Source organism: Oribacterium asaccharolyticum ACB7, from assembly GCF_000238075.1.
In the GTDB taxonomy this organism is placed as follows: domain Bacteria; phylum Bacillota; class Clostridia; order Lachnospirales; family Lachnospiraceae; genus Oribacterium; species Oribacterium asaccharolyticum.
In genome coordinates this window covers 322,998-338,164 of the sequence record NZ_JH414504.1, presented here as the reverse complement: position 1 = coordinate 338,164, position 15,167 = coordinate 322,998, and the positions used below count along the sequence as shown (strand labels likewise).

Annotated in this window: 11 protein-coding genes and 1 tRNA gene; 1 reads left to right on the top strand and 11 read right to left on the bottom strand. The window is 44.5% G+C overall.

Annotation, left to right across the window (positions count from 1 at the left end):
• Positions 1–48 precede the first annotated feature (48 nt).
• Positions 49–127: transfer RNA gene (locus tag HMPREF9624_RS01535), tRNA-Leu, on the top strand.
• Between the two features lie 141 nt (positions 128–268).
• On the opposite strand, the gene upp is transcribed toward HMPREF9624_RS01535, so the two are convergent.
• From upp to HMPREF9624_RS01480, 11 genes are all read right to left on the bottom strand, one after another.
• A complete protein-coding gene (gene upp, locus HMPREF9624_RS01530; RefSeq protein WP_009429921.1) occupies positions 269–910 on the bottom strand; it encodes a uracil phosphoribosyltransferase in 642 nt (213 codons plus the stop codon).
• 2 nt (positions 911–912) lie between these two features.
• A complete protein-coding gene (locus tag HMPREF9624_RS01525; RefSeq protein ID WP_009536237.1) occupies positions 913–1,590 on the bottom strand; it encodes an LbetaH domain-containing protein in 678 nt (225 codons plus the stop codon).
• 19 nt (positions 1,591–1,609) lie between these two features.
• Positions 1,610–3,559: a DNA topoisomerase gene (locus HMPREF9624_RS01520; protein ID WP_009536236.1), complete on the bottom strand. Its 1,950-nt coding sequence runs from the start codon at positions 3,557–3,559 to the stop codon at positions 1,610–1,612.
• A 1-nt stretch (position 3,560) separates the two neighbouring features.
• The gene (locus tag HMPREF9624_RS01515) at positions 3,561–4,610 is read right to left on the bottom strand and encodes an aldose epimerase family protein (protein ID WP_009536235.1); all 1,050 of its coding nucleotides are present in this window, start codon (positions 4,608–4,610) and stop codon (positions 3,561–3,563) included.
• Positions 4,611–4,755: 145 nt separating this feature from the next.
• The gene (gene asd / locus HMPREF9624_RS01510; protein WP_009536234.1) at positions 4,756–5,835 is read right to left on the bottom strand and encodes an aspartate-semialdehyde dehydrogenase; all 1,080 of its coding nucleotides are present in this window, start codon (positions 5,833–5,835) and stop codon (positions 4,756–4,758) included.
• 177 nt (positions 5,836–6,012) lie between these two features.
• Positions 6,013–8,247 (bottom strand): DNA gyrase/topoisomerase IV subunit A, encoded by a 2,235-nt coding sequence (locus tag HMPREF9624_RS01505; RefSeq protein ID WP_009536233.1) that lies wholly within the window; start codon positions 8,245–8,247, stop codon positions 6,013–6,015.
• Positions 8,248–8,262: 15 nt separating this feature from the next.
• Positions 8,263–10,191: a DNA gyrase/topoisomerase IV subunit B gene (locus HMPREF9624_RS01500; RefSeq protein WP_009536232.1), complete on the bottom strand. Its 1,929-nt coding sequence runs from the start codon at positions 10,189–10,191 to the stop codon at positions 8,263–8,265.
• A gap of 213 nt (positions 10,192–10,404) precedes the next feature.
• Positions 10,405–11,937: a UDP-glucose--hexose-1-phosphate uridylyltransferase gene (locus HMPREF9624_RS01495; protein WP_009536231.1), complete on the bottom strand. Its 1,533-nt coding sequence runs from the start codon at positions 11,935–11,937 to the stop codon at positions 10,405–10,407.
• Positions 11,938–12,122: 185 nt separating this feature from the next.
• Positions 12,123–13,142 (bottom strand): UDP-glucose 4-epimerase GalE, encoded by a 1,020-nt coding sequence (gene galE, locus HMPREF9624_RS01490; RefSeq protein WP_009429595.1) that lies wholly within the window; start codon positions 13,140–13,142, stop codon positions 12,123–12,125.
• A 65-nt stretch (positions 13,143–13,207) separates the two neighbouring features.
• Positions 13,208–14,392 carry a galactokinase gene (locus HMPREF9624_RS01485; protein WP_009536230.1) on the bottom strand — a complete coding sequence of 395 codons (1,185 nt, stop codon included), beginning with the start codon at positions 14,390–14,392 and terminating at the stop codon, positions 13,208–13,210.
• A gap of 84 nt (positions 14,393–14,476) precedes the next feature.
• Entirely contained in the window at positions 14,477–15,118 is a 642-nt protein-coding gene (locus tag HMPREF9624_RS01480) for a sce7726 family protein (RefSeq protein WP_009536229.1), read from the bottom strand.
• Positions 15,119–15,167: the final 49 nt, after the last annotated feature.

Here is a 15,167-nt window from a genome sequence, read left to right as displayed (position 1 = left end):
AAACAATACTTGCAAAAAAAAATAAATGTGCTAATCTTTATAGCGCTTGCCGCTGTGGCGGAATGGCAGACGCACTTGACTCAAAATCAAGCGGGAAACCGTGCCGGTTCAAGTCCGGCCAGCGGCATTTTGAAAGAGGAAAGAAGATTCTTTCCTCTTTTTTGTTTCTACCAAGTATGGACGGCAATACTCGAAACTCACATCTGATAAGAGTTCTTTTAGAAGCGGAACTCTTATCAGGAAAATGCTCAGTCTCCGTAGGCTAAGTTTATTTCGTTCCGAAAATTCTATCTCCCGCATCTCCAAGTCCCGGACAGATGTAGGCATTTTTATTCAATTCTCTGTCTAAATTTCCAACATAAATCTGCACATCGGGATGCTCTTCATGAAGCTTCTTTACCCCTTCCGGTGCCGCGATGATGCATACAAACTTAATCTTCTTTCCGCCATGCTTTTTAATGAGATTAATGGCATCTACACCGGAACCGCCTGTTGCGAGCATCGGATCGCAAACCACGATAATTCTCTCTTCAATCGGGTTCGGAAGCTTACAGAAATATTCTACCGGCTTATGCGTGGTTTCATCTCTGTAAAGACCGATATGTCCAATCTTTGCGGAAGGCACCAAGGCTGTCAGTCCGGAAACCATGCCGAGACCTGCACGAAGGATAGGTACAATAGCAAGCTTTCTTCCTGCAATCACATAGGTATCCGCCGTTTCAATCGGTGTCTCCACCGGAACCTTGGTCATCGGAAGATCCGAAAGTGCTACAAAGCCCATAAGCATGGCAATTTCTTCCACCAGTTGACGGAATTCATTGGTCCCGGTGTTTTTATCTCTTAATATGGAGATTTTATGGGTAATCAGCGGGTGGTCCAAAATAAATACATTTTCACCAAATTGATTCATTGCTATTCCTCTCCTCTCTTCTTTACAAGCGTATTCTTGTCTTTATAGATTGAGCCACCGGGTATTATACCCCTTACGGCGGACAATGGATAGATATTCGTATGGGAAAAAATAATTGTTCCCGGATTTAAAACACTTTGACACCCCACTTCCACATGATCGGAAAGGATAACCCCGAACTTTTTAAGACCGGTTTCTATCTCCCCGTCTTCAAAATGCAGTATGAGCAGTGTCTTATCCGATTTCACATTGGAGGTCAGTGCCCCTGCTCCCAGATGAGAATATTCCCCCAGAATGGAGTCTCCGACATAGTTATAATGCGGAGTCTGCACGTGTGGGAAAAGTACCGCGTTTTTAAATTCACAGCTGTTTCCGAGCACAGATCCGGCTCCCGCAAAGACATTTTCCCGTAAAAAAGCCCCCGGCCTAAGCTCACAATCTTCCATAAGGATAATATTCTCTCCCAGATAGACGTTCGGGTAAAGCTTTACCGTCTTATGGATAAATACCCCCGGCTTTACTTCGTTAAAGTCCTCCGGTAGGCTTTTCTGCACTTCTTTAATCCAGGCCTTAATCTTCGGAAGTGCCTCCCAGGGATAGAGCGTATCCTGTAACAAGCTGTCATAGGGTGCTTTCAGCTCGGGAAAAAGTTTCTTTGTTGTACAAGCTTCCTTTTTCATATTTTCCTTTCTACTTATTTTAAGATAACTTTACCTTTTCCGTGTTTTTCCGTACAAAATCTTCGAGTTTATCCATATACTCTTTCTCTTCTATCTTTCCCTCTTCCACATAGGAAAGTCCCTTTTCCCAAGAAGCAGTGAGGGTCGGATTTAAAAGTGAGGGAATAGAGTTCCAGAGAATCCGCACAATTTTCTCCCCTAAAAGGCTCGGAGAAAGCTGTTGGTTCTTCTTATCCAAACAAATATATTCATTCTTTTCCAGCTTGGTAAGAATCCCTGCACGCGTTGCGGAAGTTCCGATTCCGGAGCCTTTAATCTGTTCCCTTAGAGACTCATCCTCTATCAGCTTTCCCGCGTTTTCCATGGCAAGAATCATTGTTCCTGAAGTATAGCGTTTCGGAGGAGAGGTTTCTCCCTCCTTTAAGGCGGTATTCATAAGATAAACTTTAGAACCTTTTTTTAAGCCGGAAAGGCCAGAGAGGCCGCTTACTCGGTTCTCTTCATCCTCCTCATTTTCCGAATCTCCTTCCTTTTCTTCCTTCTCTATGCTTTTTTCATAGAGCTGAAGGTAACCCGGTTTTTCAAGCCGCTTTTCACTTGCTAAAAACTCTTCCCCTAAAACCGTAATAGAAAGATTGTACTTTTTGTACTCTGCAGAAGGATAAAAAATGGAGAGAAAGCGACGAACAATAAAATCAAAGACCTTCTTTTGAAGCGTTCCCAAACTATTGTACTGGGCTCTTCCCTGCCCGGTCGGAATAATGGCATAGTGATCGGTGATTTTTTTGTCGTCACAATACTTCGTCTTAGCGATACCGCTATAACTTTTTCGTTCCAAGATATCCTTTGCAAAGGAAAGGTACTGCGGAAAGGCGGAAAGGCCGTGGATATTTTTCTCTATTTCCTTGGAAACCGCAGTGGAAAGCACCCTCGCATCCGTTCTTGGATAAGTGCAAAGCTTCTTTTCATAGAGCTCCTGCACAAGCTTTAAGGTATCATCCGGACTGATTTTTAAAATCTTGGCACATTCGTTTTGGAGTTCCGCAAGGTTAAAAAGAAGGGGCGGATTCTTGACTTCTTTTTTCTTTTCCAAACTTGTAATTATCCCTTCCCGTGGATAGGGCTTAAAGAGTTCCTGGAAAGCCTTCGCTTTTTCTTCCTGTAGAAAGCCCATATTTTTATATAAGTCGGACTCTCTATAGTACTTACCCTCTTCCTTTCCTCGAAATTCACAGGAAAGGGCTACACTTTCCCCGTCCAAACTGAAATCTCCGATGACTTTCCAGAAGCTCGTCTTTTGAAAGGCGCGAATCTCCATTTCTCTCTGCACAATCATGGCGAGGACGCAGCTCATCACTCTTCCCACTGCGATAACGGTGGATTTTTCCTTGCCGAGTGCTCTCGCAAGCTCTCTTCCAAAGCGGAGGGTCAGCACACGGGAGAAATTGATTCCCATAAGATAGTCTTCCTTAGCCCTAAGATAAGCGGCCGTTCCCAGCCTGTCATAGGCGGTCTTCGCCTTCGCCTCTCGAATTCCCCGAAGAATTTCTTCCTTGGTTTGGGAGTCAATCCATACCCGTTTTTCTTCCGCTGTAATTTCCGGACATTGGGAAGCAACAAGGCGATAAATATATTCTCCTTCTCTTCCCGAGTCGGTGCAGATATAGATGGTTTCCAGGTCCTTCCTCTGTAAAAGGGCGGAAACCACGGAAAATTGCTCCTTCACGGAGGGGATTACCTCGTAGAGATACTCCTTCGGAATAAAGGGAAGTGATTCCATCTTCCACTTCTTAAGCTCCTCATCGTATTTTTCCGGATAACTCATACTGATGAGGTGTCCCACACACCAGGTAAAGATATAGTCCTGATTTTCCAAATAGCCGCGGTTTCCTCCTCCTGTTGCCACTCCCAGTGCTTCCGCAAACTGCTTGGCAACGGAAGGCTTCTCCGCAATGAATAATTTTTTCATTTTAAATTAATCTTCTAAAGAAACGATAGATTGTTTCAGACTTATACACTACTCCCGCTTTTACAACCGGAGACGGAAAATTCGGCTTATTTATCGCATCGGGGTAGAACTGCGTTTCCAGGCAAAAGCCGCTATGCTTTCCATAGTCACAGCCCCCCTTTCCAAGATCTTCCGCAGCCATAAAATTTCCGGTGTAAAACTGAATTCCCGGGCAGTCCGTCTCCACTTCCATGGCAATACCGGACTTCTTGCAGAATACTTCGGCAGCACAGCGGAGTGTTCCGTCATAGTCTCTTATACAGAAATTGTGGTCGTAGCCCCCAACTGCTTTCAGCTCATTCTTAAGACGTTTCGTATCGAGCATCGCTTTCTCTGTCCTAAAGTCAAAGGCAGTTCCGTCTACTGCGCAAATTTCTCCTGTAGGAATCAGATGAGAATCGGAAGGCGTGTAGCTGTCCGCATGGATGCAAATTTCATGCTCGGAAAGAGAACCGAAATCATGTCCCATCAGGTTAAAATAGGCATGATTGGTAAAGTTCATGATGGTATCTTTATTGGAAAGTCCCTTATAACGGATTTTCACTTCATTATCGTCTGTCAAAGTATAGCGTACGGAAAAATCCAAGTCTCCCGGGAAGCCTTGATCCATATCCTGTGAAAATAAAGCCAGCGTCAGAGTATTTTCCCCTTTCTCCTTTACTGTAAAGAGGCGCCTTCCATAATAATCGGGACCGGAGTGACAGTTACTGTACTGTCCGTCGTTTAAGAAAAGACGATACAACTTGTTGTTCAGGTTGAACATTCCCCCGGCAATACGATTGCAGTTTCGTCCCACTACTTCTCCCATGTGGCCGGGATTTTCCATAATATCTTCCCAGTTTTCAACAGATAGCAGAAGGTCAAGTTCTTTCCCGCTCCGGTTCGGAAAAAGGAGAGAAAGCCAAACTCCGCCAAGGTCGGTAAAACTTGCCTTGACTCCGTTTTTATTTTCCATCGTAAAAAGATGAACCTCTCTTCCGTCCACAAAATGTCCCAATTTTTGAACCTTCATGCGCTCCTCCTTCTGTTTTCCTGAACCATTTTACGAAATCCTAAAATTGCAGTACGAAAATTCCGAAATGAATGATAAAAAAGAGGATGCAAGAAAAGAAAAATCCCATGATTTAGTCTCTTTCTTTCCCTGCATCCTCCTGTCTTTATTTTGTAATATAACCGAGTTCCACCAGCATTTCTGCAGAAAGCACACCGCCTCCCGCAGCACCTCTTAAGGTATTGTGGCTAAGACCGACAAACTTATAGTCAAAAAGATGGTCTTCTCTTAATCGTCCGATAGACACACCCATTCCTTTTTCATAATTTACATCTTCCAAAACGGAAGGACGATTATCCTCCTCTAAATATTGAATAAAATGCTTCGGGGCGGAGGGTAAATTTCTCTCCTGCGGAAGTCCCTTATAGTTTCTAAGCGCGGAAATCAACTCTTCCTTAGTCGGTTTCTTTCTAAAAGAGACCGAAACGGTAGCCGTGTGGCCGTTTAACACGGGAACACGAATACACTGTGCACTGATAACGAGATCCTCTTTCAAGGCAATCCCCTTCTCAGTAAGGGTACCAAGAACACGCAGAGGCTCTCTCTCGGACTTTTCTTCCTCTCCGCCGATATAAGGAATAATATTTCCTACCATCTCCGGCCAGGTCTCAAAATTCTTTCCCGCTCCGGAAATCGCCTGATAGGTTGAAATCACAGCCTGATACGGCTCAAATTCCATCCATGCCGCAAAGGCCGGGGTATAAGACTGAATGGAACAGTTCGGCTTTACAGCAATAAATCCCTTCTTGGTTCCTAAACGCTTTCTCTGTCTTTCTATAATTTTGTAATGCTCCGGATTAATCTCCGGCACAACCATCGGAACATCCTCTGTCCAACGGTGTGCGGAGTTGTTGGAAACCACCGGAAGTTCCGCCTTCGCATAGGCTTCCTCAATGGCCAAGATTTCCTCCTTATTCATATCCACTGCGGAAAATACGAAATCAAGACCTTCCTTAACAGACTCAATATCGGAAACATCCTTCACAACCATCTTCTTGACGGACTCGGGCATCGGAATGTCCAACTTCCACTTATCTCCCACAGCCTCCTCATAGGTCTTTCCCTTGGAACGGGGAGAGGCCGCAAGGCAAGCTAATTCAAACCAGGGGTGATTCTCTAAAAGTGTGGCAAATCTCTGCCCCACCATTCCGGTTGCTCCTAATATTCCTACTTTAAATTTTTCCATTTTATCCCTCTTTCTATACTTCTTACATTTTTACTTTACACGGCTATACTTTGCAAAAGATTGCCCTGCAAGCTTTAAACAATACTGCTTTTACGCTTGAACCTTTTATCATTTTTCGTTAACTTCAGTATGCCAACTTTTTTATTGTATCATGCTCCCTCTAAAGAGAAAATCCCTTTAACTGTGTTTTGCCCCTTTTCCTCCGCGCTTTGCGAGCTTCAGTCTCGACAAGGACAGATTTTTTCCGGAAAGCTTCAACTCAGTCTGCTCGGAAAGAAGGTAAACCGACTTTACGCTGTCTCCCTTCCTAAGGCTCATGGCACAGACGCCCCTTGCGGTCTTTTTCTGCACAGGAAGCTCCTCTACCGGGAAACGCAGGAAGAAGGAATCCTCGGACTCCAAAACGAGCTGTTCCTCCGCCTTTACGGGAAGGACAGCTACTAAACTGTCATCCACCAGCTTCGTTGCCTGCACCAGACGATTTTGCGTATCGAATTCCGCGCCCTCTACCCTTTTTCCATAACCGTTTCTGCTTAAGAAAAGTAAGGTTTCCTGTAAAAGCGCAGTCTTTGCAAATACGGAAAGCACAATCTCCTTATCCGAGGAGAATTTACTGAGGTTATCCAGGGGGATACCCTTATCCTTGAATTTTGCCAAGGGATAGTCCAAAACCTTAACCTGATGGAGATTCCCCTCACTCGTAAAGAAGAGTAGACGATCCGTATTCTTACAGGAAAGAATAAAGGGATAATCCGCCTCTATGCTTTCCTTATTTCTCTGGTAAACCTGCGGCTCCAAAAGCTTTCCGTAGCCGAAGCGATCCTGCACAAAGAAAAGATCCATTTCTTCAATGGCATTTTCATCATAAACGGCTTCTTCCGCGTTCCGAATCTCCGTCCTTCTCTTTCTTCCGAACTCCTCTCGAATAGAAAGGAGCTCTTCCTCAAGATGCTTATACAGCACTTCCTTGGAAGATACAATCGCCTTATAGTTCTTTATATTTTTCAAGGTTTCTCTATAGGACTTTTGCAGAGACAAAATTTCCAAGCCGATGAGCTTCGAAAGTCGCATGTCGAGAATGGCCTGCGCCTGCACTTCGCTAAAGGAAAAGCTCTCAATATCCTTTAGGAAAATGAGATCCCTGTCCTTTAATTGCAGAACCGAACTGTCTCCCTGCATCAGGGCAATCTTCGCTTCCTTTTGGCTCTTTGCACCGCGAAGAAGGGCAATAATGGCATCAATCACATCCACTGCCTTAATGAGTCCTTCTTCAATTTCCTTTTTCTTCTCTTCCTTTTCCAGAAGTTTTCCGAACTTGGAATGAATCCGCTCCTCCTGGAAGGAAAGATACTCTTCCAAGACACGCTTTAAGGAAAGGGTTTCCGGCCTGCCCTTTGCGATAGCCAGCATATTGACCGGAAAGCTGTCCTCGAGTTTGGTTTTCTTGTAGAGAATATTTTCAATCTTCTCTATGTCCGCATTGCTCTTTAATTCAAGGACAATGCGAATCCCCTGCTCTCCGGACTGGTTCGATATATCCGTAATATCCGTAATCTTCTTCTCATCGCAAAGACCTGCGACGTCCTGCATAAACTTACTGATTCCGGCACCGACCATAGTATACGGAATTTCCGTAATGACGAGCTTGTCTCTATCGTTTTTTCCCTGTTTTTTCTCAAAAACGAGCTTCCCGCGAAGACGAAGCTTTCCCTGTCCCGTAGCGTAGATTTCCGCTAAATCATCTTTATTGGCAACCATTCCTCCCGTAGGAAAGTCCGGTCCCGGCATGATGCGAAGCATTTCTTCCAAGCTCATCTCCGGATTTTTCATGTAGGCGAGAATCAGGTTGATCAGCTCCGCCAGATTGTGAGAGGGAGTAGAGGTGGTCATGCCTACCGCGATTCCCTCGGAACCGTTTAAAAGAAAATACGGAATCTTTGCGGGAAGAACCTCCGGCTCAAGGAGCTTCCCATCATAGTTTGGCTGAAACGGCACGGAAAGGCTTAGGTCCTCAAGCATGGCTTTTTCCGTAAAGGCTTCCAGTCTTGCCTCCGTATATCTGGGAGCCGCTGCGGAATCTCCTTCAATGGATCCGAAGTTTCCCTGTCCCTCGATAAGTGCCTGCATACGCTTAAAATCCTGCGCCATCACGACCAAGGTTTCGTAAATCGAGCTGTCTCCGTGCGGATGATATTTACCCATGGTATCACCGCAGATTCTTGCGGACTTTAAGGTCGGGCGGTCATGGAAGACGCGAAGCTCTCCCATATCGAAAAGCACCCTTCTTTGCACCGGCTTTAAGCCGTCCCGGATATCCGGAACGGCTCTGCTCGTTATAACGCTCATGGAATAGTCTAAGTAAGATTTCTGCATCTCCTCGGAATATTCCGTGCTTAAGATTTGTTCTGCCATATTTTATCCTTTATTCTATGTATCGATTTCCGCTTCTCTTGCGTGCGTAAATATAAATTCTCTTCTAGGTGCCACTTCAGCCCCCATAAGCATGGTGGTAACCTGAGAAGCAAGCTTGGCATCCTCTATTTCCACCCGCTTTAACACTCGGTTTTCCGGGTTTAAAGTCGTGTCCCAAAGTTCCTTCGGATTCATTTCTCCCAGTCCCTTAAAGCGCTTCAAATCATAGCCTTCCGTGCCGTGCTTCTTCTGATACTCCGTTAAAGCTCTTTCGTCATAGAGATACTGCGGCTTCTCTGTCTTTTTTATCGGACTCACAAGATAGAGAGGCGGCATGGAAACATAGATATGCCCTTCCTGAATAAGCTCCGGCATAAAGCGGTAGAAGAAGGTCAGGAGCAGGGTATCAATATGACTGCCGTCGACATCGGCATCCGTCATCAGAATAATCTTATGGTATCGAAGCTTTGTTATATCAAAGTCATTGCCATAGCCCTCAGAAAAACCGCAGCCAAAGGCATTGATCATCGTCTTAATTTCCGCATTGGCAAGAACCTTATCCATGGAAGCCTTCTCCACATTTAAGATTTTGCCTCGTAGGGGAAGGATAGCCTGTGTGTGACGGTTTCGGGAAGTCTTTGCCGAACCGCCCGCACTGTCTCCCTCCACGATGAAAATCTCACATTCTTCCGCATTTTTGGAAATGCAGTTCGCAAGCTTTCCGTTTGAGTCAAAACTGTACTTTGACTTGGAAAGAAGATTGACCTTGGCCCTTTCCTCCTGCTTTCTGATTTTTGCGGATTTCTCCGCACAGGCAAGAATCGCCTTTACGATTTCCACATTGCGGTCAAAGAAACGCTCGAGCTCCTCTCCCGTAATCTGGGAAACCTCTTTGGCTGCCTCCAAAGAAGCAAGCTTCGTCTTCGTCTGTCCTTCAAAAACAGGCTCCGGGTATTTCACGGAAAGCACGGCCACCATACCGTTTCTGCTGTCCGCCCCGGTAAAATTCTGGTCCTTCTCCTTTAAAACACCAAGCTGTCTTGCATAGCCGTTGATAAGCTGCAAGAACTTCGTTTTAAAGCCCACAATATGGGTTCCGCCCTCTACGGTGTAAATCCCGTTACAAAATCCCAGAATATTTTCCTCAAAGCTGTCCGTAAACTGAAAAGCACACTCGAGCTCGGTTTTCTCACTCTTTCCTTTAAAATAAATTACGGGAGTCACCGCCTTCTCGGAATCCTTTACCAGCTCTTCCACAAAGGAAACAATCCCATTTGGCTCGTAATACTCGATTTCTACCGGCTCATCTCCTCTTTCGTCTCTAAAGAAGAGATGCAGATTCGGGTTTAAGTAAGCCGTCTCATGCAGGCGGGATTTCAGCCAATCCTCCTTAAAGCGCGTCTTCTCAAAAATCATATCGTCCGGGATGAAACAGGTTTCCGTTCCCGTCTCTCTGGTCTTTCCGACTACCGGAAGAAGGCCGTCTACAAGCTCTTTCGTAGGTATGCCCCTGCTGTATTCATCCTCATAGATTTTTCCGTCCTGAAAAACCCGAACACGCATATATTTTGATAAAGCATTGACAACGGAAGAGCCTACACCGTGCAGACCACCGGAAGTTTTATAACTTGAGTTGTCAAACTTTCCGCCGGCATGTAGGGTAGTCATCACAATTCTTTCCGCGGAAATTCCCTTTTGATGGCGGTCTACCGGGATTCCTCTACCCTTATCACGAATCGTACAGGAGCCGTCTTTTCCGAGTGTTACATCGATTTCCGTTCCGTAACCGGCCAGGTGCTCATCCACGGAATTGTCTAAAATTTCGTAAATTAAATGATTTAAGCCCCGACTCCCGATGGAACCGATATACATTCCCGGTCTTCTTCGTACAGCCTCTAAGCCCTCCAAAACCGTAATACTGTCTGCATTGTAATTCTTTGCCATCTTGCTCCTTTAACTATCCAAACCGCTTCTATCGTGATTTAACAAAAATGGTATTGCTCCTTAGGAAAATGTAATCATAAATGGGATATAAAAAAATAAAAATGACGTTTTTAGTGCTATGGAGGTCCGTTGCGAGGTTAGCGAGAGCGTGCCCCGCAACGGACCTCCATAGCATAAAGAAGTTTTTTTACAGATCCATTTATAATTGCATATTTAGGAAAGACTTGCAATAAATCTTCTGAATCCTTCTTTTCCCGCCTCATCTTCTTTAAAGATTCCGGCATCACGAAGTACCATGAGGAATACCTTTCCGACCTCTGCTCTTACTATTTCTTCCACTGTGTCCTTGGTAATGTTTTGATATTTTTTCCGGATTTCTTGAGAAAAGTTGTAATGCTTTCCGAGAACGGGATCGGAAGAGATTTCTCTATTTTCCAAAATCGCTTCTCCCAGATTGGAAAGCTCCGTACGAAGTCTGGCCGGTAAAACGGCAAGCCCCATAACCTCTATTAAGCCGATATTTTCCTTCTTGATATGATGCCGCTCCTCATGAGGATGGAAAAGCCCCAAAGGATGCTCCTCTGTCGTCCTGTTATTTCGAAGCACCAGATCCAGCTCAAAAAGCTCTCCGCGCTTTCTCGCTATCGGGGTAATCGTGTTGTGCGGCGTGTCTCCCGTATGGGAAAGAATGGAAAGGCTTTCATCGCTATAGCTTCGGAATCGATCTAAAATAAAGCTTGCTGCCTCAGCACAGCGTTCCTTATCTTTTCCGCTTAAACGGATAACGGACATCGGCCAGTTGACAATCCCGAACTGTAAATCAGGAAATTTCTCCAGACTAAACTCCTCCCGTAGCCCCGCCTTTTCCATAGGGAAAGAATAGTTTCCACCCTGAAAGTGCTCATGAGAAAGAATGGAACCGCCCACAATAGGAAGGTCTGCATTGGAGCCCAGGAAATAGTGTGGGAACTGCTCCACAAAGGAGAAGAGCTTTCCGAAAACAGCAGAATCTATCTTCATCGGCTTATGCTCTTCGTGGAAAACAATGCAATGCTCGTTGTAGTACACATAGGGAGAATACTGAAAATAAAAATTTTCTCCGGAAAGCTTTACGGGGATAATTCTATGATTTTCTCTTGCCGGAAAATCAAGACGCCCGAAATACCCCTCACTTTCCTTGCAAAGCATGCAGGCAGGATAGGAGTGAGAAACCGTTTTTCCCAGAAGAGCAATCTTCTTCGGATCCTTTTCGGGCTTACTTAAGTTAATCGTGATATCCAGTTCCCCGTATGGACTCTCTACCTTATAACGAATGTCTTTTTTAATACGATAGCGGCGGATATAGTCATTATCCTGACTGAACTTATAAAAATATTCGGTAGCCTCCTTCGGAGAACTACTGTATTTCTCAAAAAATCTGCTTTGGATATTGGATGGTCTGTCTGTCAGAATTCCCATAACCCGTGTATCAAAAAGATCCTTTGTCACCGTACTGTCGTCTTCTATTATGCCTTTTGTCAAGGCATATTCCAAGATTTCTTGTAAAACTATCTCCAGATATTCTCCGGATTCCAACTCTTCCTTTTTGATTTTTTTAATTTCTTCTTTGATATGTTCTTCGTTACAAGCCTTAGGTTCAAAGGCAAGAAGACCTGCCAGACTGTTGTAGCAGTAGATTGTATCTTCCTTCTCTATTAAACCGGTATATTCTCCGTACGCTAAAAGCTGTTCTAAAACTTCTTCCATTCCTGCTCCTTGCTGCTAAACGTATATCGTGCTTTTGCAATTATGCATGAAATACCGCCATGTAAAAAGCGGCACCTCGTATGCCTCACATGCTGTTCTTTTCCTTCTAAGCAAAATTCTTCTGCATAAAAAGATGAGCCTTCACTAAAAACATCCTTGAAGGCCGTCTTTCTTTTTATCCTCTATCAAGAATTATAGCCGTTTGGATTCCTCGACTGCCAGCGCCACGCGTCTTCACACATTTCTTCGATTCCTTTTTCCGCGCGCCAGTTCAGTTCCTTCTCCGCTTTTTCCGGGCTGGAATAACAGGTCGCAATATCTCCTGCTCTTCTTCCGTCAATTACGTAAGGAATTTCTTTTCCTGAGGCTTTTTCAAAGGCATGGATGATCTCTAAAACGGAGTATCCCTTTCCGGTTCCGAGGTTGCAAACAAAGACACCGTCATTCTTTGCCAATCTCTCGATTGCCTTCACATGGCCTTTTGCAAGGTCCACTACATGGATATAATCGCGGACTCCGGTGCCGTCCTTTGTATCGTAGTCGTTTCCGTAAACATGCACCTTTTCCAGAGCGCCGGATGCGACCTTTGCCACATAGGGAAGGAGGTTATTCGGAATTCCCTTGGGGTCTTCCCCTATTTTTCCGGAAATATGGGCGCCAATCGGATTAAAATAGCGAAGCAGGATAACATTCCACTCCGGCTTTGCCTTCTGTAAATCGGTTAAAATCTGTTCCTGTACCCACTTGGTCCAGCCATAAGGATTGGTACAGGTTCCTTTCGGGCAATTTTCCGTAATGGGAATCTCTGCAGGGTCTCCGTAAACGGTTGCGGAGGAAGAGAAAATAATATTCTTGCATCCCGCCTCGTCCATCACTTCTACAAGATTCAAGGTTCCGAGGAAATTGTCATGGTAGTAAAGAATCGGCTTAGCCACAGACTCTCCCACCGCCTTCAATCCGGCAAAATGAATCGTTGCGGAAATATCCGGATGCTCCTTAAAAATCTTTCTCAAGGCTTCCTTATCCAGCATGTCCGCTTCGTAAAAAGCAAAATCCTTCCCTGTAATTTCCTTAACTCTCTCAATCGCCTTAGGGCTGGAATTATAGAAATTGTCAAAGGCCACTACCTCATAGCCGCTTTCCAAAAGTTCAATCAGTGTGTGAGACCCGATATAACCCGCTCCTCCGGATACTAAAATCTTCATTCTCTTCTCCTTTTCAATCCGTTAAAATTCTATTTCTACCCTTTTATCGTCAAACGCAGCACATTTTAAAAGTTTAGTTCTCTCGGTCCGTCTGCTATCTCCGCCTCATAGAAGCTGCAGGGATAACCGATTTTCGGCTCGTACACCTTCTGAAGTTCTTCTTCAAAGTCCTTAATTTTATCGCGCTTTACCAAGGATACAGTACAGCCTCCGAAGCCTCCACCGGTCATACGAGAGCCCAGAACATAAGGGAGAGACCATGCCGTCTCACAAAGAAGATCCGATTCTTCACAGGATACCTCATAGTCATCCCGGAGAGAAACATGGGAAAGATTCATCAGTCTTCCAAACTCGATATAATTTCCTTCTTCCAAGGCCTTCTTTGCAGCAATGGTACGATTGTTCTCCAGTACGGCATGCTTGGCTCTTTTCCGTATAATCGGATCCTTGATTTTTTCCTCCAAACGGAAAAATTCCTCATCCGATAAATCCCCTAAAGTTTTAATCTCCGCAAACTGTTGTAATATTTCCAAAGCCTCCTCGGATTCTCTTCTTCTATCGTTGTAAGCGGAACCGATGAGTTTATGTTTTTTGTTCGTATTGGTAATAATAAGGGCATACTCCGTTAAAACAAGCGGAGCATAACTGAATTCCAGGCTTGCCGTATCGAGGAAAATGGCATGATCCTTCTTTCCCATTGCAGAGGCAAATTGATCCATAATACCGCAGTTCATACCGTTGTAATTGTTTTCACTGTATTGTCCGATTAAGGCAATCTCCGGAAAACTTACGCTGAGTCCGTAAAATTCTTTTAAAATCGTCCCCATTAAAACTTCCAGCGACGCGGAGGAAGATAATCCTGAGCCATTTGGGATATTGCCATATAAAACCACGTCAAGTCCTTCCGGAAGGCTATATCCTCTCTTCCGAAATGCCCAAATCACGCCCTTTAAATAACTCGCCCACTGCTTATCCTCCAGGGGTTGAAAACTATTTTCATCAGCGATAATCACGCCTGCGCTTTCAACATTCAAGGAATAAAAGCGGAAGAGCCCGTCCTGTCTTTTCTTTACACATGCATACGTTCCCATGGAAAGGGCACAGGGAAAAACATGACCGCCATTATAATCCGTATGCTCCCCTATTAAATTCACTCTTCCGGGAGCAAAAAAGAAACGGGCGTTTTCGCTGTCTCCAAAAAGCTCTTGAAACTTCACCTTTAAGCTTTGCATTATTTCCAACTCATCCATTTGCTATTCCCTCTCTCTTTGCCAAAAATCACCTTCCTAACTATACAAAAAAGAAGGGCAGAGTGCAATCCTTACCCTTCCGCTTTATCTTTTCTGTTTTTTTCGCTTTAAAACATGGCTAACCAGTAAATTGGGCTTACGTTTTCTTCTCCTTCTCTTTTTTTGTGTCCACAGAGCCTCTCCCTCCGGATATGTCCGTTCTAAAAGCTGAAAAGACATCTCCCGGTCCAGTTCTTCCTCGGATAATCTCTCTTTTAAATAGGAAAACTGAACTTTTTTGGACTTTTGCCTGTAAAGAGGAAAGCCAAACTTTTTCAGAATGGAAACAAGTTCTTCTTTCCAAAGCAGGCTTCCTTTCTTTGCGTAGTCACGATAAGGATTTCGTTCTTCTTTTCTTAATGGATAGAAATCCGCTTTTCCCTCCACCTCCTCTACCGTGATAATTCCCCAAAACGGAGGGACATGATCCTTGGCACTGTGTGCATGCTTTGTTCCTACAACAAGAATATTGTAGTCAAAAAAAGAATTATACTGTTTTACTTGCTCGGAAAGCCTTTGATATGTATCATGGTCGGATTTTATTTCCACTCCGATAAAAGCGTTTTCCGTAATCAGTACACAGTCTGCTCGTGCCTTTCCGATTACCTTTTCCTCGATTACCCGGCTCTTTCCATATCTCTCTTCCAGAAAGAAGAACAGTTCCTCCCGAATTTCTTCATCATACATCTTTTATCTCCGATAAATGAACTCCGTATGTTTCACGGATAGGCTTCAT